Source organism: Marinomonas sp. GJ51-14, from assembly GCF_055808695.1.
Genome location: NZ_CM147879.1, coordinates 336,662 through 360,629, shown reverse-complemented (window position 1 = coordinate 360,629; position 23,968 = coordinate 336,662). Strand labels below are relative to the sequence as shown.

Below are 23,968 nucleotides of genomic sequence, written 5' to 3'. Positions count from 1 at the left end.
ATGACAGTCAGCATACTATCTCAGAAGGTTATAAATCTTAACGAATCAGCGAGTTTGAAGGCTGCAGCCTTGGCTCAGAAATTAATTTCCGAAGGACGAAAAATTATCAATTTTTCAATCGGAGAACCTGATTTTAATACACCTGATGCGCCTTCGTTAGAGGCAATAAAAGCCATTACTATGGGTAAGACTCATTATTCTAACCCGCAAGGAAATTTAGATTTACGAGAAGCTATTTGCGAAAAGTTGCAACGCGATAATGCGCTTGACTATGGTACGGACGAAATAATTGTCGGCAGTGGTGGTAAACACATTATTTACCACGCGTTTTTAGCAACCATTAATCCAGATGATGAGGTGATTGTTCCGTCTCCTTATTGGGTGTCTTATCCTGATATCGCGGCTCTTTGTGGTGGAAAACCTATTATTGTTCAGCCAAACCCTAAAAGCCTAAAGCTAGAGGCAGAGGAGTTAGAAAAAAATATTACCGCGAAAACAAAGTGGGTTGTATTGAATTCACCCTCTAATCCTACTGGTGCGGTTTACACTGAAGATGAGTTACAAGCGATTGCAGAGGTGCTTAGAAAGCAACCGCATGTACTGATTTTATCAGATGAAATTTACGAAAAGTTTGTCTATCCGCCAGCGAAACATGTATCTCTTATTAATGTGGCACCAGACTTAAAAGAACGTACTCTGATTGTAAATGGCGCGTCTAAAGGTTATGCCATGACTGGGTGGCGTATTGGGTTTGGTGCTGGTTCTACTGCTTTGGTTGCTGCCATTAAAAAGCTTATTTCTCAAACAACCACTTGCCCAAGTTCTATAAGTCAAGAAGCCGCTAAAGTGGCATTTTCAGAAACTCAGCCTTCTATAATGATGCGCGATAGTTTTCAGAAAAGAAGAGATAAGGCCGTTACTATTTTATCGGCTTCTGAGTTTTTGGGTGATATACGCAAGCCTGAAGGTGCTTTTTACCTGTTTTTAAATCTAGAAAATGTCGTTGGTAAGAAAACAGCAAAAGGCAAGGTACTCAATATAGACGATGATGTTGTCGAGTTTTTACTTGAAAAAGCGAATGTATCCACAGTCTCTGGTAGTGCTTACGGCTTTTCACCTTGTTTGAGAATCTCTTTTGCGTGTTCGATTGAGCAGATTACTCAAGGCTGTCAGGCGATTGTTGATGCGTTGGCAAGCCTAAAAAATTAATCTAATTTTTGTGTTCATTACCCTCCCGGTGATGGTTTGCCACTGGATCCTTGTGATTCAGTGGTTTTTTATTCTGACGAGCTTGGATTATTGGTAAAGTGGGTTTCTTTATCTTGGGAGTATTTCTAGATATCTCATAAAAAATGAATGTGCCCAAATACTGGCATTAGCTGGAGTATATAAATGATCACCTTTAAACAAGTAGAAGCTCTATATTGGATTTCAGAGCTAGGTAACTTTGCTGCTGCCGCAGATAAATTAAATACGACGCAATCTGCTATTTCTAAGCGAATAAATGAGCTTGAATCGGTTTTTGATATAGAGGTATTTGATCGGTCTAGACGAAATGCAAAATTGACAGAAAAAGGCACTGAGTTATTGGCCTTGTCAAAAGATATGCTCGACATGCGAGATTATGTTCTTGAGCGAATGAGTAGCCCTGAAACTCTTCATAAGCGTTTTCGTATCGGTGTAACGGAACTGACCGCATTAACTTGGTTACCTAAGCTAGTGAAGCTGATTGCACACAACTATCCCAAATTGATTATTGAACCTCAAGTTGAGTTAAGTTCAACCTTACTTGAAAAACTGGCAAATGATTCTTTAGACATGATTATTGTGCCAGATGTTTATGAAGATACAGCCTATAAGGTGTGTCGTCTCAAAACAGTAAAAAATGCATGGATGTGCACACCAGACTACGTACCGACTGACGGACCAATTGATTTTGAATCTCTTTCTAAACTGAATGTACTGACTCAAAGTAACTTGTCTGGAACCGGGGTGATTTATGAAAGGTGGTTTTTACAGAATGGTTTCAAGGTAACGAGAAAACTATTGAGTAACAGCTTGGTTGCGCAAATTGGTTTGACACTATCCGGTATTGGTATTAGCTACTTACCTATTTCAGCGATGAAAAAACACCTAGATAGCGGCTCATTAAAAATATTAGACATTACGCCTCAGCTTCCTGAAGTTAGATATGCAGCACTTCATAGGGCGGATCGAGACTCTAAGCTTTATAGCGATGTTATAAGTTACGCATTGGAATCTTGTGATTTTGATGGGGTTTTAATTGGCACTTCTTAAGATCACTAAAAGTGATGGTTTCGAATGATTTTAAGTCTCTTTTTTATTTCTTTTCTTCACTATAGAGTGATTCCTATCCCATAAGTTAACACGTTCCGATCAATATGAAGAACGACAATAGATTTTTATTTATGAAAACGTCACTAGAAAATAAGCCTGAATTAATCATAAGTATGATGGGTGAGGCAGCAATATTATTTGATGCAGGAATGGAATTGGACGTTCCTGCATTAGGGTTGCAGAAAAAAATTTGGAGTATTTCCAAAAGGCTTGAAGCAATCAAAGGGATTTCTGAAGTCATTATTGGTATGAATAATTTCTTAGTGTCATTCGTACCCGTAGATTTACCTCATGCAGAAGTACAGCAAAAGGTCTCTGAGTATTGGCAACAAGATGTGCTTGAAGGCGCTTTGAATGTGAAATCACATATTATTGATGTGGTTTATGGCGGAGAGTATTTAGAGGATTTGAAACAGGTTGCAGAATACAGTCAGCTGTCTATTGATCAAGTTATTGAACTTCATTCCACATCAAAATACACGGTTTTTACTCTAGGTAGCCAACCTGGATTACCTTATTTGGGAGGTTTACCCAGTCAATTAGATATTCCGCGCAGGTCTTCTCCTAGAGCAAGAGTCGAGTCCGGTGCAGTTATTATTGCAGGCGGGCAAGCCAGCGTCTTGTCTCGAACATCTGCTTGCGGTTGGCATGTTATTGGCCAAACAGACTATGACGTTTTTAATATTAAAAATGACAGTCCTGCGATATTTTCGCCGGGTGATATTGTGGAATTCAGAGTAAAAGGGGTTCACCTTTGATTGAAGTTATTACTCCAGGTATTCAGACCACAATTCAGGATAGAGGGCGAAAAAAATACCGTACTATTGGTGTAGGCTTTAGTGGTGCTATGGATGCACTTTCTTTTGCAATCGCTAATCACTTGGTTATGAATGATGAAGATGCCGCTGTATTGGAGATTACGTATGGTAACGCCAGTTTTCGCTTTCACAGTGATACTTATGTTGCTCTTACAGGCGCGGATGCATTAGCTACTCTTGACTCAAAATCGATACCTTGTTGGTGGTGTTTTCCAGTTAAAGCCGGACAGGTATTAAGATTAAAAATAAGTTCTGAAGGTTTAAGGACTTATTTATCTGTTGCAGGTGGTTTTAATGTTCCAGAGGTTATGGGATCAAAATCAACGGATTTAAAAACTCAGATAGGTGGACTATCAGGTAGACCATTACGTAAAGGAGATGAATTACCTATTCTTGCATACAAGGGGGCGCAATGTCCCTCATTTGGCCTTTCTAAATCAATACAGCCAAGGCATAAGCCAGTGGATGGCGAGTGCGTGGTGCGTTTTATTATAGGTGCTGAGTGGGCGTGTTTAACAGATGATAGCCAGCAAATGGTTTTGTCGTCTCCTTGGCAAGTTAGTAATGAAACTAACCGTCTTGGTGCTCGACTTGAAGGAGCGCCTCTTTCATTGAAAGCGCCATTAGAATTAATGTCTCATGGTATTGTGCCAGGCTGCATTCAGTTACCGCCTTCTGGACAACCCGTCATTCAGTTGCAGGATGCGAATACCTGTGGAGGTTACCCAAAAATAGGAGTTGTGATCGCTAGTGATATGAGATTTTTGGCACAAATCAAGCCGGGTAATACAGTGAAATTTGAGATGTGCAGTGTTGACGATGCATTAGAAATCACAAAACAAGAAAGCAAAAAACTATCCAAGATATTTCATAATATTGACATGATGAGAAATACTTTTTCTCATAAAAAGTAGCGGTGATATATGCGAACAATTGATATAAATTCTGACATGGGCGAAGGCTTTGGTATATACAAGTCTGCCCCTGATAGTGAGTTATTGCAGTATGTAACATCTGCAAATATTGCTTGTGGTTTTCATGCTGGTGATCCACAGGTTATGTTAAAAACCATTAAAGAAGCGCAACGAAACAATGTTCGTATTGGTGCACACATTGGTTATCCAGATATTCAAGGCTTTGGTAGAAGAGATATTAAGTTCTCAATGGATGAATTGTATTCGATGGTGTTATACCAATTGGGGGCACTGGCTGGGATGGCGAAATCCGTTGGCGCTACTCTTACCTATGCCAATTTTCATGGCGCCTTAGGTAACCTTTCTTTTCAGGATGAAGAGGTAGCAAAAACACTCATTTCAGCGATAAAAGATTTTGACTCAAGTTTGATTTATATCGGAATCTCAAATACCTGTGCTGCACGTGAAGCAGAACGTCAAAACCTAAAGGTTATGTACTCGTTTTTGGCAGATCGAGGGTATACCTCTGAAGGGCTGTTGGCAAAAAGAGGCACACCGAATGCTGTGATAAAAGATTTAACTCAAGTCAGTGACAGGGTTAAAAAGCTCTTAACAGAAGGCATCGTTGAAACAACAGAAGGCGGCTGTATCAGTATGAAAATCGATTCCGTATTGGTTCATAGTGATACACCAAATGCTTTGGAATTAGCAAAAGTTATCAAAAATGCGGTTGTTGAAAGTGGCTGTATTGTGACTGCGAATTAAACTACTCGCCTTTATTTTATCCATAAAATTGTATGGAATCATTTCGTTAATTGGTTTTATTGCTTATTGAACCTTTTACTTAACAAATCTTCGTACGCTAATTGTTGGTTTTTATTGAGTCCTAAAAGTGATCTATCAAGATAAATAAATATCCCTTTTTTTCTGTTAGAAGTGCTATTTACTGATTTCAACCCTAACAAAGAAGTAACTGATATCACATTTGCAGGGCATTAAAATTATTATTAAAGGAACGTTAACTATGAAACTATTAAAAAATATTCCCTCATTATTCATGGCTACCACGGTAGCTTTTACAACCCAATATTCTATTGCTGCGTCTCAGTGGGATCTTCCACTTGCTTGGCCTGCGGATAACTTTATTACGAAAGCGGTTACTGAATTCGCTGATGAAGTAAAAACGGTAACCAACAATGATGTTTCAATCATTACACATCCGGGCGGCTCATTAGGTTTTAAAGGCCCTGATATGTTCGGTGCAGTACGTGATGGATTAGTACCTATTGGAGATATGCTACTAAATCAACAAACAGGTGCAGACCCTCTTCTTGGTTTGGAATCTTTACCTTACCTAATTGGTAGTATTGAAGAACTTGAGAAATTTAGTACTTATTACCGTCCTTTATTGGATGAAATTTACGCAAAAAACAACCAAAAAATTCTTTTTACACTTCCTTGGCCTGATCAACAGATCTTTACTAAAGACGTTATCGAAACAATTGATGATATGAAGAACGTAAAAATTCGTACTTTTAATAAAAGCTCAACAGAAGTATTTGATGCTGTCGGTATGACACCTGTTCAGCTTCCTTGGGGCGACGTAGTACCTTCATTAGCATCAGGTGCAATCGACGCCGTAGCGACTTCAGCAGCCTCTGCAGTTGATGGATCATTTTGGGAATTTCTAGGTTACATTTACCCAACTCGTCAATCTTGGAACACCAACGTGATTAGTGTAAACCTGGATTACTGGAGTGATTTGTCAAAAGAAAATCAGGAAAAAATCGAAGCGTTAGCTAAGGAATTCCAACCTAAAGTTTGGGCTTCTATCGGTGAAATTAATGCTAATGATATGAAGAAGCTAACGGATAACGGCATGGTTGCAGGACGCATCAGCGATGATTTAAGAGCGAAGTTTAAAGCGCTTGCTTCACCATTGCGTGAAAAAGAAATTGACGCCATGGGACCTTCTGCACGTAAAGTTGTAAATGCTTTCCAAGCAGCAAAATAATTTTCATCCCTAATCTTATTGACCCTGCTCGTTTTGCAGGGTCAATACTATTTATTTGGAGCAAAGCATGATTGCTGTACTAACCAAAATAGTTGACCGCATTTGTTTGATTGCATGTTATATCGCGGGCATTGCTATTCTTGTCATTGCATTGATGCAAGTCGCAGAAATTATTATCCGAAACATGTTCGATTATAGCCTTCCATTTGTTTGGGAATTTGCTTCTTATTTTCATATTGGTGCTGTGTTTCTTGCCGCTGGTTATACCTTGCGTTCGGGTGGACATATTAGGGTAACCATCCTTCAGCGCTTCCACTCTAAAGCCTTTGAAATTTTAGCGACAAGTGTAGCTTTAGTTATTTCTGCTTTTTTATCCATGTCGATTTTTAAATTTGCGTTTAAATATATCGAAACGGGAAGAACATCAGGCACAGTAAATGATATTCCACTTGCTATTCCTGCGTCTTTTATGGCCATTGGTGCTGCATTGCTGACATTACAACTGGTGCTAAGATTACTTCAAGCTATTACGAATAAGCCGTTTGAAAATGCACCGAATTTGAAAAATGATAACTCGTAGAAGGAATGCATCACCATGTCACTCCCAATAATTACCACCTTCGCTTTACTGTTTTCTTTATTAGCCTCTGGAGCGTGGGTATTTCTTTCATTGCTTGGTGTTGGAATCGGTAGTCTTTCTATCTTTCGCAGCATCCCTGTCGATAGAATTTTGTCTCAAACTGTGTGGAATGGTCTTTCATCGCCAGAGTTAGTAGCATTGCCATTATTTATATTAATGTCTGAGTTGCTCATGCGTTCTCGTTTTATTGATGGGCTTTTTAGAGCGATTGAGCCTTGGGTAAGACGTTTACCTGGTGGGCTTCTTCACACTAATGTGGTTGGTTGTACTTTCTTTGCTTTGATTTCGGGGTCATCTGCAGCGACAACCAGCGCTGTAGGTAAAATCACCTTAAAAGAGTTGGATTCACGTGGGTATGACTCCCAGCTTGCAATGGGAACATTAGCAGGTGCAGGGACATTAGGTTTCTTAATCCCACCAAGTATTATAATGATCATCTACGGTGTATTGTCTCAAACATCAGTATTGAAACTGTTTGCCGCAGGTATTATTCCTGGACTGATGTTAGCTCTCTTGTTGATGATTTATATCGCGTTTGCAGATCGAAAAAGACACACTCGTACGGAAGCGGTAGATGAAAACATATGGAAGGATAGGTTGGTTAACCTTCCTGCTTTGACACCTTTTATTATCCTCATGTCTGGATTGCTAATTGCTTTGTATGGTGGCTTTGCTAGCCCTTCTGAAGCCGCTTCGATTTCCGTTGTGATTACGCTGTGTATTATGCTGTGGGAGAAGTCACTTAATTTAAAAGCTTTAATGGCTGCCTTGATAGGTACGGCTCGAACGGCCAGTATGCTGGGGCTTATTATTGCATCGGCGTCTTTTTTATCGACGGCAATGGGCTTTCTTGGGCTTCCGCAAGCGATATCAAGCTTGATTGGCTCATTTAACTTATCACCACTCGAACTGGTTGCGCTCTTAGTTATAGTGTACATTATTTTAGGGTGTTTTTTAGAAGGTATGTCTTTGATTCTAATGACATTGCCGCTAGTTTTGCCGCTTATTACTGCTGCAGGGTATGATAAAATTTGGTTTGGTGTATTCTTGATTATCGTTGTAGAGCTGGCACAAATATCGCCACCTGTTGGCATGAATTTATTTGTTATTCAGGGGCTTACGGGCGAAAAGCTGGGTAAAATAGCGAAATCTGTGTTGCCTATTTTTATCATTATGGTGTGTTTTGTATTCTTCTTAGCTGTCTTTCCTGAAGTTGTAACCTTCTTGCCTTCCTTGATGGGGTAATTATTTACTCTTATAGATTTATTACTTAATTCGCCCATGGATGGGCTGAATTAAGTTGAATTTGTTTAATCCGTGTTTCGATTGTTTCAGTTAGTTAATTGGTGCAAATACTGTTTTAGACGTTTGTCCCGGAATTTCTTTGGCCAGTTTTGGCACCAAATAACCTGGTAATTCCGCGGCGACTTTCCCCATGAGTTGCTGGGCTTCTTCAATTGTTATGTCAAAATGCGCCGCACCTTCTACGGGATCTAGTGTGAACATGTAATAAGGCAAAATACCGGCAGAAAAAACGGCTTCACTTAGGTTTACTTGCGCTTCTACGGAATCGTTTATGCCTTTCAATAACACACCTTGGTTCAATAGCGTGACGCCAGCCTGTTTTAGTTTAAAGGCGGCTTGAGCGAGTTCTTCGTCTATTTCATTAGCATGGTTTATGTGCCACACCATGACAATATCGAGACGGCTTTTGTTTATCCAATCGAGCATCTCGTCACAAATGCGAGCGGGAATCACCACAGGTAATCGAGAGTGAATACGCAGGCGTTGGATTTGTGGCAAAGCTTCGATTTGACGAACTTTATCGGCGAGCAAGGTGTCTTTCATCATCAGAGGGTCGCCACCGCTCAAGATCACTTCATTGATCTCTGGGTGTGCGATTAGGTAATCAATCACGGATTGCCATTCCGCTTGAGCCAGTTGATTGTCGCCATAAGGAAAGTGACGACGGAAACAGTAGCGGCAATTTACTGCGCAAGTCCCTGTCGTAATGACTAGTAATCGACTCTTATATTTATGCACTATGGCTTTTTGAGGATTATGATTAGCTTCTTCTAATGGATCTTTACTATAGCCTAATACTTTTTGCATCTCGGTTGAACTGGGTAAAACTTGTAATAACAGCGGATCGTTTGGGTTACCGTATTCAATACGTGATAGATAAGGGCGCGGCACCAGCAGCTTAAAACTCTCCTGTGCTTCTACGCCTTGTTCAGCTAAGTATTCTGGTAAACCAAGGTGTTGAATCAGCTCTGGTAAGGACGTCAACGCTTGTGACAAGTGTTGTGGCCAGCTTATATTGTTCGTTGTTTGAATAGGGATCACGTCAAATATCTGCAAAATTGAGTTCATTTAGGTTATGATTACGCCAACTTTTTTTGGCCAATTAGGCCGATGGCTTTTAAAGTTCTTATAAAAGACCTTTAGACTGACATGATACGCCAGTCGGAGCCTTTTCTCTAAATTTATACCGTGAGGATTTATGGCTAATATTTCTACTAGCGATATGCGCACTGGCGCGAAAGTAATGGTCGATGGCGACCCATGTTCTGTTTTAGAAAACGAACACGTAAGACCAGGTAAAGGCCAAGCGTTTAACCGTCTTAAATTGCGTAACCTAAAAAGTGGTCGTGTATGGGAGCGTACCTTTAAATCAGGTGAATCCCTAGAAGGCGCGGATGTGATGGAAACCGATATGGAGTACTTGTACACCGACGGTGAATTCTGGCACTTCATGGCAGTTGATGGTTCTTTTGAGCAGCACGCAGCAGATGAAAATGCGATTGCTGATACGAAAAACTGGTTGAAAGAACAAGAGAAATACGTGGTAACTTTGTATAACGGTGCACCATTGGCTGTTACACCGCCTAACTTTATCGAACTTGAAGTAAAAGATACCGATCCAGGTGTTAAAGGTGATACCGCAAACGGCGGTTCTAAACCGGCTTATTTAGTGACTGGCGCTATGGTTCGTGTTCCTTTGTTCATCAACATTGGTGAAATCCTACGTATTGATACACGTAGCGGTGAATACGTTTCCCGCGCAACAGGTAAGTAATAACTTATTTACTCTAGAGTATAAATAGTAAAAAGCCTTCGATAGAAAACTATCGAAGGCTTTTTTTTGGGTAAATATTTTGCTTCTTAAATAAGAACTCAACCCTGAAGCTGGTTGAATATCGAGACTATTGTTTTGCAGCTATGATTTTGTCTATAGAGTAAGAACCAGCACCGCTGAAAGCCAATGAAACTGCGACAACAAATAATGCTAATGCGTATTCATAGCCACCGTTAGACATAAATAATCCATTTGAAATATGTACAGTGAAGATAGCCATTAGCATGGTGAAGGCAATTACAACAGACGCAGGTCGAACCAATAAGCCTATGACTAATGCCAGTCCACCAAAGAATTCTGCACTACCAGCTAGAAGCGCCATCAAATAACCTGGCTCTAAACCAATTGAGGCCATCCATTGACCAGTGCCTTCTAAACCATAACCACCAAAAGAACCGAACAGCTTTTGTGCGCCATGAGCCATTAAGATAATGCCAACAGGAATTCGTAATATCGTGCTTGCTATGCCTGAGGTTGTGTTTGTAATCGTTTGAATTAAAGAAGATTTCATCTTGGTTTTCCTTATTGAAATTAGGTAGAAGGTTTAACTTAAGCCCACTATAACTAATAAGTTTCGAGTTAAATAACGGAGGTTTTTGAGGTCTTAGTTCAAAAAAATTGAACATAGACGAAAAGGCTCACTTGTGATTAGCTTGCTCACTATTAATCAATCAAAAAACAATAAATAGGGTGAAGTATGACTCAGTCATTAATGGGAAAAGTTGCTGTTGTTACTGGCGGTGCGTCGGGTATTGGTCTTGCCAGTGCTGAGTCTATGATAGCGGAAGGCGCTTTGGTGGTTATTGTCGATCGAGACGAAACCGCATTAGCCGCGCTACAAGAAAAACATGGCGACGCTTTGATAGTTTTGCCTACAGACTTACTTGATACAGAAAGTTGTGCAGGCTTGATTCCTCGAATTTTAGAAAAAACCAAAGTGATTGATATTTTTCACTCCAATGCTGGTCTATATGTCGGTGGTGATTTGGTCGATGCAGAAAACGATGCCATTGATCGCATGTTGAATTTGAACATCAATGTCGTGATGAAAAATGTGCGTGATGTTCTTCCTCACATGATCGAGCGTGGAGTTGGCGATATTCTTGTCACTAGTTCTTTGGCGGGACATTATCCGACACCTTGGGAGCCTGTTTATGCATCCTCAAAGTGGGCGATCAATTGTTTTGTACAAACCGTTCGTCGCCAAGTTTGTAAGCAAGGTATCCGTGTTGGCTCTGTTTCACCGGGTCCTGTAATTACGTCTTTGCTGTCTGATTGGCCTGCCGAAAAATTAGAGGAAGCAAAACGTTCAGGTAGCTTGATGGATGCTAGTGAAGTTGCTGATGCCTTGTTGTTTATGGTCACACGTCCGCGCCATGTGACGATTCGAGATATTGTGATCATGCCTTCACAATTTGATTTGTAGACGCCTTAAGGTGTTTTTTGCCTTTAAAAAAAGAGGAAGTAGTCATGCGGCTACTTCCTCTTTTTCGTTGTTTTATGACTTATATCAATATAAAGCTCGTCTGTTTAATAATTGGGGAACTTGTCTCACTTTTTCCCAGTCGACAGCTTATCTGAAATGTTATTTTTTGGGTTGAAGCATAAATTTAGAACGAAGGATTATTAAAATGAGGGATCAAGATTGTTTGAATTAATTACCCAGTCGTCTTTCAACGAAGTTGCTGCATTGTTGGTGTTGGCGGCTCTTACTGGTTTTGTTGGCCTTTTGCTCCGACAACCTCTTATCGTGAGCTTTATTGTGGTTGGCTTAATTGCTGGGCCATCGGCTTTGGATATCGTTCATTCTAAAGATCAAATTAAACTGCTTTCTGAGCTTGGGATCGCTATTTTGCTTTTCCTCGTGGGGATAAAGCTGGATATAAAGCTCATTAAATCCATTGGTTGGGTATCGGTTTTAACCGGTCTTGGCCAAGTGGCTTTCACCTCGATTATTGGGTACTTGATTGGACTCATGATAGGTTTAGATACTACTTCAAGTCTTTACCTTGCGGTCGCTCTTACGTTTTCTTCCACCATTATTATTGTAAAACTCTTGTCTGATAAACGAGAAATCGATTCGCTGCATGGACAGATCGCACTGGGCTTTCTAATCGTCCAAGATCTTGTCGTGGTAATGGCCATGATTGTACTGGCGACTATCGGCATTGGTTCTGGGCATGGCGGTTCTGGTGATTCATCCGTCTGGCATGTCGCTGCTTCAGGCGTGGGTTTGGTGTTGTTTGTTATGGTGTTTATTCGCTATATCGCCAATCCGTTGACCGGTTTACTGGCAAGGGTGCCTGAATTATTGGTCATTTATGCCATTGCACAAGCTGCGTTGTTTGCTGCGATAGGTAATATGGTGGGCCTTGGTATGGAAGTTGGCGGATTGCTAGCGGGTGTTGCTCTTGCTTCTACGCCTTATCGCGAAAGTATCGCGGCGAGGTTGGCGCCGTTACGTGATTTCTTACTCTTGTTTTTCTTTATTGCTCTGGGCGCAACATTGGATTTGTCGTTACTCGGCTCACATATTTCTGGCGCGATTATCTTTTCCTTGTTCGTCTTGATTGGTAACCCTTTGATTGTCCTGATTATTATGGGCCGAATGGGATATCGAAAAAGAACCGGTTTCCTAGCCGGATTAACCGTCGCGCAAATAAGCGAGTTCTCTCTTATTTTTATTGCGATGGGCATTAGCTTAGGGCACGTTTCACAAGATATTTTAGGGTTAGCAACATTGGTTGGCATTATTACGATTGCCGCATCCACTTATATGATTACTTACTCCCATCAACTGTATGACTTTTTTGAGCCTGTGTTGGGCATCTTTGAACGAAAAAATCCGACTCGTGAACAAAGTTCCGAAGCCGTAGCCAGTAATCATCCTGAAGTGGTTGTGTTTGGGTTAGGCCGATTAGGAACCGCCGTTGCGACCAGACTAAATGAACAGGGAATTAGGGTCATGGGAGTGGATTTTAATCCGTCAGCGACAAAGCATTGGGAGCAGTTGGGTCTTCATACCGCTTATGGTGATGTGACCGATGCAGAATTTATTGCTGAATTGCCTTTGCGTCAGGCAAAGTGGATTGTTTCTACCATTCCACATCATCACACTGGGGTATCTTTTGAGGATACTAGTAGAACCATAGTGCAACTTCTTAAAATGACGGATTTTAGTGGGCAATTAGCGGTTGTGTCACAAACTAAATTAGAAGCTGAAGAGTTAAGTCTCCTTGGGGTCAATCTTATCTTAGAGCCATTTCAGGATGCAGCAGACAGAGCGACTGAGCTGTTACTTGAAGGACTTGATCATCAGGCGGTTTGATCTCAATTTATAAAGGGAGTTTTGTCATGCAAAAATTTAATAACATCGTTTATGTATTCGATGGAGAGATAAATGCACTTTCAGCGTCCTTCACACAGGCCGTGAATTTGGCGAAAAACAATCAAGCGAATTTAACCGTGTTGAAAATACACCCAGATATTAAGGCGGCTGGTTTTTCAAATCTAACCGATGAAGATTTTAAGAGCAAAGTACTGGCTTATGAGCAAGATATTTTGAATGAACTTGTCTCTTCTCTAGATGAAATGCTCAACGCCATTGCGGAAATCCGGTTTGGTAAAAAATACATTGAAGTGATTCGAGCTGTTCAAGAAAAACAATACGATTTAGTCATAAAAGAAGCGGATGGAATTGATTGGCTTGATCGTTTATTTGGCAGTGATGATATGCATTTATTACGAAAGTGCCCTTGTCCAGTTTGGTTAATGAATAAAAATAAATGGACAGAAAGTAAAACCAAAGACAAACATATTATTGCAGCTATTGATTTCGGTGATGAATTTGAATCAGATAGTCGAGAAGTCAATTATGAGCTAAATCAGACAATTCTCGAACTGTCTAGTTTACTGGCTTTATCAGAAATGGCGACTCTTCATGTGGTAAATGCTTATGATGTTCCTCATGCTGGTTTTATAGGTTTATGGGTAGAGCAACCAGATAAAGTCGAAAAGGATTTATTTGAGCATGAATATAAGAAATGTCGTCAGCAAATGAATATTATGATGGAGAATTTGAAGCAAACATTAGGAGAGGAAACCTTTAAATATTTATCTCCCAAAATTCATATTTTGCAGGGCGCTCCAGATAGAGAGCTACCCAAATTAGCGAGTGATATGGAAGCGGATTTGATGGTCATGGGAACGGTTGGTCGATCTGGAGTAGCTGGTGTCATCATTGGTAACACAGCAGAAACGATACTTTCTCAAATTCAATGTTCTGTATTGGCAGTGAAACCAGATGGTTTTGTATCGCCTATTTCTACAATAAAGAAATAAAGATTGAATTCATAATTCACTCTGCTGTTTTTTTGATTTGGTTCATGCGCCTTTGCAGTTCCTTTTCTATGTTGTTTTTGTCATAAGGCTTCATTTTTTGCCATTGGTTGCACTCTGGGCGAGTACGAGCGCAACCCAAGCACCAACCTTTCGGTCCAGAGAAGTCGCAAAGATCAATGCAGGGGCTTTTCTGGCGCTTTACCATTCAGGCTCTCCGTTGACTTCATCGAGTGCTTGTTCAACACCGTCTTCAAGTTGGCGCAGTCGGTTAAGTTCTTCAAAGATACGTTGCTCTAGATTTTTGAAGTTAAGAGGCAGTGTACGTTCACAAATATGATAACCCTTGCCTATGGTTTGGTAGCCTTTCCAACTTTTTATACGACCGCTTTCAAGTGCTAGAAATTTTTCAATAAATTCTGGTTGAGATGGGCAATCTTCTTCGGCGTGCATACAGATAGGAAACGACTTTTGCTTGATTTGAGGCGCTTCAATAAAGGTCTCAAAATGAATGCCGCCTTGGTTTTGATTGTGCCAGTTTGATTTATAAAGCTGCAAGTACGGGCCACGATTGTAAATCTCCCAACCATCGTCGAACCAGTTTGCATTTTTCAGTAGTTTTTCTAGGTTGCGGAATACGTTTTTTATGTCTTTCATAAGGTTAAGAGTCTCTGTTTCACTATGGTGCTATTGTAAACGATGAAAGGTCATTCAAAACATGGCCTTTTTACAAAGTATGAGTAAGCATCGCAGTTATGCAAGATCTTAAGTTGCTTATGCAAACATCTTTTAATTCATGTTGTGATCTCTAACGGTGAGAGGTTCTTGTTTTAATTATGATGTCACATAAATCTTTAAGTTGTTGATAACTAATGTATTTATCAACAGTGTTTGTTCCGTATTCTGGTTCTAATGACTTATCTACAGAAGAGTTCAACGGCCAACCGCAGTTGATGCGAAAGCAGTCGTGATAGAAGTTGTGAGTACTGAAGCAGGCGCCGCTGCGGATGTCTATACTTTGTGTTTGTGCGTCTTTTTCCAGTTGTACTGCGTTGAAGTTGGGGATTTGTACCCACAGCACCATGCCGCCGTCTGGATTGCTAACGTTTGCATTGTTGGGTAAATGCTCCACAAGGAAACGGCGGTATTGATGAATTTGTTGGTTTAAGAGTAGACGTGTTTTATTCACATGGGTTCGGTATTCGCCTGTATTAATAAACTCCGCTAAGCAAGCCTGTATGAAACCATTTACGCCAAAGCTAGTGGCGACTTGTTTCTTCAAGTAAGGCTGTAAATACCGCCCAGGTAAACACCAACCAAGACGCAAACCAGCGGCTAGGGTTTTTGAAAAAGACCCACACCAAATGATATAGCCTTCTTTGTCCCAATATTTTGCGGGTAGAGTATTTTGTTTATGATGGCCAAGTTCAAAGTACACATCGTCTTCTATCATTGGAATTTGATATTGCATGGCGAGTGCGGCCAAGGTTTGTTTTTGTTTAACGGGTAAGGTCATGCCGGTTGGATTCATGTTCGAGGTACTGAATAAGGACGCTTGAATCAAGCCTTGCTGTAAAATGGATTCGAGATGTTCTAAATCGAGTCCATCGTTTTTGATCGGAATCTCGATGACCTTTCTGGACATGGCGGTGAGTAAGTCTAATAAACCGCTGAAACAGGGCGAGCTGATAGCAATGGTGTCGCCTTCTTTAGTGATGCTTTCGATGGCGAGTCGAACTGCGTCGATACAGCCATTTGTAATGACCAATTCCTGTGGAGAAAAGTTGAAGCTCTCAAGGCGAAAATGCTCTGACAGTGCTTTTCTTAATCCTTGTTCACCGGGTGGATCTGGGTATTGAAAAAGTGAGATATCAGAGCGTTTAGTGACGCGTTTTATACAGCGTTGTAACGCAAGACTGGGTTGTAAATTGGGTGAAATCATGGACGTGCCAAATGAACTAGATAACCTTGATGTCGGGTTGTAGCCATTTAATGGTGCGAAACGTTTTGGGTCTCGCTGCTCCATCTCTTTTGAGTCTAGAGCAGGAAAGGGGATCTGTTCTGTTTGGCTGGCGACGAAATAACCCGACTGAGGTTGAGCGTAAATCCAGCCTGTTTCTTGAAGAGTATCGTAGGCTTTGGTGGCGGTTGTCATACTGACCTTGTGCTGTTTCGCTATAGCTCGTAATGCAGGTAGCCTCGTTCCCACAGGCAGCTTTTGTTTTTTGATGTCATCGATAAATCGTTGAACTAAGGCTTCATAAAGTGTCATTGCATGATTGCTCATTATAAATGAATGTTTAAATTGTACTCTATTTTTTATCAAAAATTGAATCTGCACTCTTTTTGTTTTTTTACTGATACTGCTGTTGTTTAAATGACTAAAATAGAGAACGCAGAAATGAGATTACGAGATTTAGGGTTGTTGTTTGTGCTTATGGCGCTGTGGGGATTTAACTTTAGCGTGATTAAGCTTGGTGTGAATACTATTGATCCTTTGGTTCTTACCGCATTGCGTTTTAGCTTTGCAGTGTTTCCCTTGGTCTTTTTTATTAAGAAGCCTGATGTGCAATGGCGTTATTTAATCGCTTACGGCTTGTCTTTTGGGGTTGGCGTTTGGGGGATGACAACCTTGTCTATTAGTGCAGGGTTATCCGCTGGCATGGCGTCTTTATTGCTAGATATGAGTGTGGTGAGTGGTCTGTTTGTCGGTTGTTTTTTCCTTCATGAGAAAATTACTAAAAATAAGCTCTTGGGAACAGGTTTGGCGCTACTGGGTTTGGTATTGATCATGTATTCAGAAGGCGGAGCCGTTACTTTCAAAGGCTTGGTTCTTGTGTTGATCGCTTCGATATTTTGGAGTGTGAATGGTTTGATTGTGAAGCGGGCCAATACGACATCCATCTTCGCTTTCAATATTTGGGGAATGCTGTTTGCCCCTTTGCCATTGTTGTTATTGGCGGTGTTTACTCATGGCTCAGAAACGCTGACGAATTTGCCGAGCCAGTTTACTGAGTGGACGCTGTTTTCTGTTTTGTTTCAGGCGTATCCCACCACTTTATTGGGTTATTGGTTCTGGAATAAGATGATTATGAAATACAGTGTTTCAAGCGTGGCACCCATGACTTTGTTGGTACCAGTGTTTGGTATCTTGGGTGGTTATTTGTTTTATGATGAAATTATTGGCGTGAACCAATTAATTGCCGCTGTGTTGATTCTGGCTGGATTGTTTATTGGGCAAATGGTGTTGCCACGTTTTTTAAAAGCAGTCATAGTAAAAAATTAAGAGCCAAACAATATTAAAGGAGTAGTAATGCAGGACATTCAGTACGGTTTGATTTTAATGGCGGCGCTTGTCGCAACGGGAAGCCCCGGACCTGCAACCTTAGCCATTGCTGGCACTTCCATGAATTTTGGTCATCGTCATGGGATTGTGATGGCGCTTGGCATATTAACAGGGTCTTTTATATGGTCATTCTCGGCTGCGTTTGGCATGGCTACCTTGATGTATGCGAATGCATGGTTGTTTGATATTTTTCGCTATTTTGGTGCGGCGTACCTGCTGTATTTGGCTTATAAATCGTTTAAGTCTGTTTTATCTCCGAAAGAGCTCATATTGAAAAAGACGGCAACCCTTTCCCTGAGAGGTGCCTATTTACGAGGGTTGGCGATTCACCTTACAAATCCTAAAGTTATCTTGTTCTTTGGTGCTTTATATTCAATGGGCGTACCCAGCACCGTTGGCATAGAGGAGTTGTTATCGATTATTTTGCTTGTTGGAATACAAAGCGCTTGTCTGTTTGTCGGTTATGCCATGTTATTTTCTTATGCTCCAGTAAGGCACTTCTACTTTAAAATGAGCCGTGCTTTTGATGTAACCTTCGCGTTTTTCTTTGGCGTGGCGGGTATTAAAATATTGCTAAGTAAGCTGAATTAGTTGTCTCGTATTTGCTATGATGGCTTTTATTTTTTCAGAGCTTTTCTTATGTACAATGCGTCATTATGGCAACCCAGTGCGGATCTCTCGGTTTTAAAAAAGCGTGCTCAGTTATTAAAGGCTGTTCGCGCTTTTTTTGATGCACGAGATGTGATGGAAGTAGATACACCGTGTTTGTCTTTGGGAAGCATTTCTGACCCTCATATTGAAGTTTTAACCAGTCATACTCGCTCTAAGGGTGAAGATCTAACGTATTACCTGCAAACCTCTCCAGAATACGCCATGAAACGTCTGCTTTGCGCAGGCTCTGGTTCTATTTATCAATTGGGTAAAGTGTTTCGAGCGGAAGAGGTCGGACGTCGCCACAGTATCGAATTTACCATGTTGGAATGGTATCGGATTGGGTTTGATCATTGGCAATTGATGGATGAAATTCAAGGTTTACTTGTAGCCTTATTTGACGATGAATCATTACAATGTGAACGTCTCAGTTATCAAGATGCGTTCTTGCGTCATACTGGATTGGATCCTTTTGTTGCGACCTTGGTTCAGTTACAAGAATGTGCTCATAAATACACAGAATATGGACTGCAAGAAACGGACAGAGATACCTTGTTAGAATTGATTTTTGCCAGTGTTGTAGAAGCGGCTATTGGTACAGAGCAACCTTGTTTTATTCACAGTTATCCTGCTTCGCAAGCGGCGTTGGCGAAAACCTATATGAATGATAACGATCAATGGGTAGCAGCTCGTTTTGAACTGTATTGGCAAGGAATGGAACTGGCGAACGGTTATTACGAACTAACCGATGTGGAAGAACAAACTCACCGTTTTGAAAAAGACAAAGCCACACGCGCGGAATTAAAACTTGTGGACAGACAGTTTGATGAACGATTACTAAGTGCCTTAAAAAATGGCATGCCTGAGTGTGCCGGTGTGGCATTGGGAATTGACCGTTTACTGATGCTAATGTGCCAAAAGTCCCATATTGGTGAGGTTATATCTTTTGCTCATTCAAGAGCCTAGATACCTGAATAAACTCAATGTAGACCTTTAATAATAAGTAATAAACAAAAGCAGGTTTTGTCGTGGATCTATTGATAGAAAAATACCATTTAGGAATTAAGCGCCTAGTTTCCTCTAAGCAATTGATTTGGCTTTATTTATTTGCTTTTTTTATGGTTGTTTTGCTTATTTGGAAAGGTGGAGAAGCACTAAAAAACCAACAAATTAAAACCCTCCGAATTGATACTTTTGAAGAGCTTAACCAGCTTGCTAATGTTCTAGAAAGCGCGATTGCTAAATATCAACATATGCCAACCCTGTTGGCATCAAATGATCGAGTGAAAAAAGCATTACGGGACGGTTTTGAATCAGACATTAATCAACTTAATCGTGAACTAGAGCAGATTAACCGTATCACAGAGGCATCAGACAGTTACATATTGAATGCGGATGGCTTGACTATAGCCGCTTCTAACTATGCAGGACCTAGTAGTTTTGTCGGTAGCAACTATGTATTCCGCCCTTATTTCAAAGATGCTATTGCAGGTAAACCAGGTCGATATTATGCATTAGGAATTATGTCTAATCGTCGTGGTTATTACTTTTCTTACCCCATTTATGAAGGTGATTCCATCATTGGTGTTGCTGTTGTAAAGGTTGATTTAACACAATTTGAAAAACGCTTTGCTAATCAGAACTATGAGTTTGTCTTGTTAGACCCAGATAATGTTGTATTTAGTGGTTCTCGCCCAAATTGGGTATATCGAGTATTGGGGGAGTTATCTCATGAGGAACTAAAACGCATTGCAGACTCTCAACGTTATGGCGATAAAGCGATTGAAAAACTAGCAATTACCTATCAAAAATCTTTTGATGATCAATCTCATATTATTGATATTTTAGAAAATCGAGTTACCAATAATGGCGATAATTTAAACCGAGTTTCTTATCTAAAAATGAGTAGACCTATCAGTCTATTGGGTTTCCAAGTTTCTATTTTAGCACCACTAAAAATTATTAATGAAGAAATTGCTTTATGGCGAGCTATTTTTGCTGGTGGCGTAACGATTACAGCCTTGCTGTTCGGCTTAGCCATGTTGCGTACGCGAATGTTACGCGAGCGTTCTGATGCTAATGAAATGACACGACATAATCAGGCATATATTCGAGAGGTGATACAGAATACTCAAGCGGGCTTGGTGACATTAGATGAAAATTACAAGATAGAATCTTTCAATCCTGCTGTTGAGAAGTTGGTTGGTCAGCCATTAGCGCCTTTAGTCGGGCAGCCTTTAAGTGTCTTATTTCGATCTGATAGTGAAGATTCTAAAGTTTTATCTTCTGAGGCTTTATTTTCACAGAATGATTTCTTCGATGCGATTAACAATTTAGGTATTAAGGTGCTTACTAGAGAAGGTAGTTTGTACTACTCCAATCAGGCACCAGTACCCGTGGAAATGACCTTATGTGAGATGCAGCTACCAAATCGATTAAGTTATTTGGTGACCTTTCATGATATGACCGAGCGTAAGCGTTATGAGCAAGAAATTACTCAGGCACGAATTGATCTAGAGGAAAGGGTACGGGAACGGACCTTTGAATTAGAAGGGGCAAACACTCGTCTTCGTCAGGAAATTGAAGAGCATAAAGGTACACAGAGAGAGCTTATTCAAACAGCGAAACTGGCAGTACTTGGTCAGTTGAGTGCAGGTTTGAATCATGAATTAAATCAGCCGTTAACGGCGATTCGAGCTTTTGCAGGTAATGGTTTGAAATTTCTCGATCGTGAACAATATGATCAGGCTCAGACAAACTTGCAGCATATTAGTCAACTTGGTCATCATATGAGTGACATTATTGCTCGCTTTAAGGTGTTTGCGCGTAAAGGTGATGTACATCAAGGGCCCATTTCTGTTCAGACGGCGATAATGGGGGCTCTGAAAATCATGGAAACACGTTACAAAGAAGTGGGAATTGAATTGGTTGTAACGGAAGACCAAGGTTTTATTGTGAATGGTGATATGGTCTTTTTAGAGCAAGTTTTGGTTAATTTATTGGCGAATGCCGCCGATGCTATTTTGGAATCTTCTAAGCAAGAACGACGTGTTTGTATTGAACAAACGGCGACGCAGGATAGTATTATCATCTATGTTCAAGATTCGGGGAGTGGATTGAGTGATGAAGCCATTCGGAATTTATTTGAACCTTTCTTTACGTCTAAATCGTCTGGTTTAGGACTAGGGCTTGGGTTGTCGATTAGTCAGCGAATTATTGATGCAATGGGTGGACAAATTAGTGCCACGAATCAAGCCTCTGGTGGTGCTGAATTTTGTGTTAGGCTACCACGTTTCAAATCGTCTTCCATGGCTTATGATGCCGCTTTATAACGCTTTCAATAGGAAATCTGATGCCAGATAACAAGCAGGTAATATTAATTGATGATGAGCAAGCTGTCCGTATGGCGATCTCTCAGACATTACAGCTGGAAGATTTTGATGTAGATGAGTTTTCCAGTGCGCAAGGTGTGGTTGAGCGTTTGTCCCTGGATTTTCCGGGCGTTATTGTCAGTGATATTAACCTTCCTGGTAAAAGCGGTCTGGCATTGTTTGATGACGTAAAGAAGATTGATGCCGAAATTCCTTTTATTGTTATCACAGGTCATGGCGATATTAGTATGGCGGTCAATGCCATCCGAGATGGTGCTTATGATTTTATAGAGAAGCCTTTTTCGAATGAAGATTTTATTGAGGTCGTCAGACGAGCTACAGAAAAACGGCATTTAACTCTAGAAAACAGAAATTTACGCCTTGAACTGGTGGCGCAGAATGCACCAGGACCTCGAATTATTGGTAATACATCAGGTATTCATCGTTTGCGTCAGGCGCTATTGCATGTGGCGGATACGGGCGCAGATATTTTGATTCAAGGTGAAACTGGTACAGGTAAAGAGTTAGTTGCTCGATATATACATGAACATAGTTCACGTCGAGGGCATGCTTTTGTAGCTATTAACTGTGGTGCTGTACCTGACTCTATTATGGAATCTGAACTTTTTGGACATGAAAAGGGTGCTTTTACTGATGCTAAGACACAGCGTATTGGTAAGCTAGAGCATGCGAATGGTGGTACCTTATTTCTTGATGAAATTGAAAGTATGCCTATGTCCATGCAAATTCGTTTATTACGGGTTCTAGAGGAACGTCGTCTAGAGCGTTTAGGATCCAATACTTCGATTGATTTGGATTTACGAATTCTAGCTGCGACTAAGGTAGACCTAAAACAATTGAGCGAAGGTGGCACTTTTCGAGAGGACTTGTATTACCGATTGAACGTAGTGCGCGTAGATATTCCACCGCTACGCGAACGAAAAGACGACATCTCATTGCTTTGGCAACATTTTTGTTTGGTGGCTACAGCACAATATAAGCGTGAATCTGAACCCCTTTCTGCAGCTCGAATGCATAGCTTATTAAGTTATGAATGGCCTGGAAATGTACGTGAATTACGGAACCTTGCTGAGCGTTATGTTTTGATGGGAGAGGCTGGTTCTTTTGAGTTCGATGAAATCATCACCAATGAGAATAATCCCGGTGTTATGACCTTGCCTGAGCAAATGGAGCGTTTTGAAAAAACCTTGTTAGAACAAGAGTTAATGCGCCAAAAAGGGTCAATAAAAAGCACCATGGATGCACTTGGTCTGCCACGTAAAACCTTGTATGACAAAATGCGCAAATATGGTTTAGATAAGGACATATTTAAGTTATAAAAAGGTTTTTTGAGTATCGAAGTTAGACTATTATATAGTCACATTCTATGGTCTATGGATTGAAGGCATAAATGATAATTTGGGCTTTTCTTCATAAGATTTTTCTACTTTATGGAGACTAAGTGACATTCTATATTAGACGCTTGCTACGTAAACTCGGACGAGTTGGTTTAGTCGCAATCTTAACTATTTTATCTACTGTCTTGGCTTACCTACTTAATTACTTTTTTGTAGAGCTTTTCGGTTTAACTCGCATTCCTTTTGAAGACTTTATTTTAATTTCTAGTATTACTTTTCTGGTTACTCCGTTTTTGTCTTGGTACCTAGTTGGTCTATTTTTTAGAATAGATGAAATGGAAGTTATGATGACTCAGCTAGCAACTATTGATAGTCTCACTGGTACTTACAATCGTGGGTATTTTTATCAAAAAGTTGAACATATTTTATCGAATTCTTCGGAAGGAGTAAGCCTAGCAGAGCAGGCTGATCAGTTAGATAATAATTATTTCCCCGGCTTTTTTATCTTAGATTTAGATAACTTGAAACCCATCAATGACCAATATGGTCATGCTGCTGGTGATAAAGTATTAGCAGCCTTCAGTGCGGTATTGCTTGAGTTGGCCCCGGAGCCAAATGTGGTTGGTCGTTTAGGGGGAGATGAATTCGTGGTTTTTTTAGATAAAACGGCTCAAAGTACTCCGCAAGATTTTGCAGAACAAATTTTAGAAAGTGTTCGATCCTCTAAGGTGGAATTTGATGGATGCCCGATTTCGTTTGCTGCGAGTATCGGATTCTCTCGTATTCATGGTAGCGATGATCATGCCATTGATATGGCAATGAAAGCTGCCGATAATGCTTTATATAAAGTGAAACGCACTGGTCGAAATAATTTTGCAATGGGTTATGTTGATCATTGAGGCTTATCGATGTTTTCTGAGTACATAAAAATTAAGAACATATAAAAATGGCGACCTTGATGGTCGCCATTTTTATATGTTCGACCTTCCTTCTCGTTCATTGGATAAAGTCTAGTGAGTTT

Annotated in this window: 23 protein-coding genes; 18 read left to right on the top strand and 5 right to left on the bottom strand. The window is 40.5% G+C overall.

All coding sequences use genetic code 11. The features are described 5' to 3' along the window. From AC0L3Y_RS01750 to AC0L3Y_RS01715, 8 genes are all read left to right on the top strand, one after another. On the top strand, window positions 1–1,209 hold the full coding sequence (locus tag AC0L3Y_RS01750) for a pyridoxal phosphate-dependent aminotransferase (protein WP_473468012.1): 1,209 nt from the start codon (window positions 1–3) through the stop codon (window positions 1,207–1,209). A 183-nt stretch (window positions 1,210–1,392) separates the two neighbouring features. Further along, the gene (locus AC0L3Y_RS01745) at window positions 1,393–2,298 is read left to right on the top strand and encodes a LysR family transcriptional regulator (protein ID WP_473468009.1); all 906 of its coding nucleotides are present in this window, start codon (window positions 1,393–1,395) and stop codon (window positions 2,296–2,298) included. Between the two features lie 131 nt (window positions 2,299–2,429). Continuing rightward, window positions 2,430–3,116, top strand: a complete 687-nt coding sequence (gene pxpB / locus AC0L3Y_RS01740) for a 5-oxoprolinase subunit PxpB (protein ID WP_473468007.1) — start codon at window positions 2,430–2,432, stop codon at window positions 3,114–3,116. Further along, entirely contained in the window at window positions 3,113–4,090 is a 978-nt protein-coding gene (locus AC0L3Y_RS01735; RefSeq protein WP_473468004.1) for a 5-oxoprolinase subunit C family protein, read from the top strand. Before pxpB ends, AC0L3Y_RS01735 begins: the two co-directional genes overlap by 4 nt. Window positions 4,091–4,099: 9 nt before the next feature. Continuing rightward, window positions 4,100–4,855: a LamB/YcsF family protein gene (locus AC0L3Y_RS01730; RefSeq protein WP_473468002.1), complete on the top strand. Its 756-nt coding sequence runs from the start codon at window positions 4,100–4,102 to the stop codon at window positions 4,853–4,855. 259 nt (window positions 4,856–5,114) lie between these two features. Further along, on the top strand, window positions 5,115–6,104 hold the full coding sequence (locus AC0L3Y_RS01725) for a TRAP transporter substrate-binding protein (RefSeq protein ID WP_473468000.1): 990 nt from the start codon (window positions 5,115–5,117) through the stop codon (window positions 6,102–6,104). Window positions 6,105–6,171: 67 nt separating this feature from the next. Then, window positions 6,172–6,684 (top strand): TRAP transporter small permease subunit, encoded by a 513-nt coding sequence (locus tag AC0L3Y_RS01720; RefSeq protein ID WP_473467997.1) that lies wholly within the window; start codon window positions 6,172–6,174, stop codon window positions 6,682–6,684. 15 nt (window positions 6,685–6,699) lie between these two features. After that, window positions 6,700–7,989, top strand: coding sequence for a TRAP transporter large permease (locus AC0L3Y_RS01715; RefSeq protein WP_473467996.1), 1,290 nt, complete (start codon window positions 6,700–6,702; stop codon window positions 7,987–7,989). Between the two features lie 90 nt (window positions 7,990–8,079). Here AC0L3Y_RS01715 and epmB read toward each other — a convergent pair whose 3' ends face one another. Beyond that, complete coding sequence (gene epmB / locus AC0L3Y_RS01710; RefSeq protein ID WP_473467994.1) at window positions 8,080–9,117, bottom strand: EF-P beta-lysylation protein EpmB; 1,038 nt, start codon at window positions 9,115–9,117, stop codon at window positions 8,080–8,082. Window positions 9,118–9,247: 130 nt separating this feature from the next. Here epmB and efp point away from each other — a divergent pair, with 130 nt between their 5' ends. Beyond that, window positions 9,248–9,823, top strand: a complete 576-nt coding sequence (efp, locus tag AC0L3Y_RS01705) for an elongation factor P (protein ID WP_473467991.1) — start codon at window positions 9,248–9,250, stop codon at window positions 9,821–9,823. A gap of 127 nt (window positions 9,824–9,950) precedes the next feature. On the opposite strand, the gene AC0L3Y_RS01700 is transcribed toward efp, so the two are convergent. Next, complete coding sequence (locus AC0L3Y_RS01700) at window positions 9,951–10,394, bottom strand: DoxX family protein (protein WP_473467989.1); 444 nt, start codon at window positions 10,392–10,394, stop codon at window positions 9,951–9,953. 186 nt (window positions 10,395–10,580) lie between these two features. Between AC0L3Y_RS01700 and AC0L3Y_RS01695 the strand changes: the two genes are divergently transcribed. From AC0L3Y_RS01695 to AC0L3Y_RS01685, 3 genes are all read left to right on the top strand, one after another. Further along, the gene (locus tag AC0L3Y_RS01695) at window positions 10,581–11,309 is read left to right on the top strand and encodes an SDR family oxidoreductase (RefSeq protein ID WP_473467988.1); all 729 of its coding nucleotides are present in this window, start codon (window positions 10,581–10,583) and stop codon (window positions 11,307–11,309) included. 219 nt (window positions 11,310–11,528) lie between these two features. Further along, window positions 11,529–13,211, top strand: a complete 1,683-nt coding sequence (locus tag AC0L3Y_RS01690; protein WP_473467987.1) for a cation:proton antiporter — start codon at window positions 11,529–11,531, stop codon at window positions 13,209–13,211. A gap of 26 nt (window positions 13,212–13,237) precedes the next feature. Beyond that, window positions 13,238–14,224 carry a universal stress protein gene (locus AC0L3Y_RS01685; protein ID WP_473467986.1) on the top strand — a complete coding sequence of 329 codons (987 nt, stop codon included), beginning with the start codon at window positions 13,238–13,240 and terminating at the stop codon, window positions 14,222–14,224. 16 nt (window positions 14,225–14,240) lie between these two features. Here AC0L3Y_RS01685 and AC0L3Y_RS01680 read toward each other — a convergent pair whose 3' ends face one another. The 3 genes from AC0L3Y_RS01680 to AC0L3Y_RS01670 all read right to left on the bottom strand — a co-directional run bounded on the left by AC0L3Y_RS01680 (window position 14,241) and on the right by AC0L3Y_RS01670 (window position 16,493). After that, window positions 14,241–14,429 (bottom strand): DUF1289 domain-containing protein, encoded by a 189-nt coding sequence (locus AC0L3Y_RS01680; protein ID WP_473467984.1) that lies wholly within the window; start codon window positions 14,427–14,429, stop codon window positions 14,241–14,243. After that, window positions 14,423–14,878 (bottom strand): hypothetical protein, encoded by a 456-nt coding sequence (locus tag AC0L3Y_RS01675; RefSeq protein ID WP_473467981.1) that lies wholly within the window; start codon window positions 14,876–14,878, stop codon window positions 14,423–14,425. Before AC0L3Y_RS01675 ends, AC0L3Y_RS01680 begins: the two co-directional genes overlap by 7 nt. Window positions 14,879–15,029: 151 nt before the next feature. Beyond that, on the bottom strand, window positions 15,030–16,493 hold the full coding sequence (locus AC0L3Y_RS01670; protein WP_473467979.1) for an aminotransferase-like domain-containing protein: 1,464 nt from the start codon (window positions 16,491–16,493) through the stop codon (window positions 15,030–15,032). Window positions 16,494–16,622: 129 nt separating this feature from the next. Between AC0L3Y_RS01670 and AC0L3Y_RS01665 the strand changes: the two genes are divergently transcribed. From AC0L3Y_RS01665 to AC0L3Y_RS01640, 6 genes are all read left to right on the top strand, one after another. Further along, entirely contained in the window at window positions 16,623–17,507 is an 885-nt protein-coding gene (locus AC0L3Y_RS01665) for an EamA family transporter (protein ID WP_473467978.1), read from the top strand. Between the two features lie 27 nt (window positions 17,508–17,534). Then, on the top strand, window positions 17,535–18,158 hold the full coding sequence (locus tag AC0L3Y_RS01660; protein WP_473467976.1) for a LysE family translocator: 624 nt from the start codon (window positions 17,535–17,537) through the stop codon (window positions 18,156–18,158). Window positions 18,159–18,206: 48 nt separating this feature from the next. After that, entirely contained in the window at window positions 18,207–19,184 is a 978-nt protein-coding gene (gene epmA / locus AC0L3Y_RS01655) for an EF-P lysine aminoacylase EpmA (protein WP_473467974.1), read from the top strand. Window positions 19,185–19,246: 62 nt separating this feature from the next. Next, window positions 19,247–21,550, top strand: a complete 2,304-nt coding sequence (locus AC0L3Y_RS01650) for an ATP-binding protein (RefSeq protein WP_473467973.1) — start codon at window positions 19,247–19,249, stop codon at window positions 21,548–21,550. Between the two features lie 20 nt (window positions 21,551–21,570). Then, window positions 21,571–22,929 carry a sigma-54-dependent transcriptional regulator gene (locus AC0L3Y_RS01645; RefSeq protein ID WP_473467971.1) on the top strand — a complete coding sequence of 453 codons (1,359 nt, stop codon included), beginning with the start codon at window positions 21,571–21,573 and terminating at the stop codon, window positions 22,927–22,929. A 122-nt stretch (window positions 22,930–23,051) separates the two neighbouring features. Further along, complete coding sequence (locus AC0L3Y_RS01640; RefSeq protein WP_473467968.1) at window positions 23,052–23,846, top strand: GGDEF domain-containing protein; 795 nt, start codon at window positions 23,052–23,054, stop codon at window positions 23,844–23,846. The last annotated feature ends 122 nt before the right edge of the window (window positions 23,847–23,968 follow it).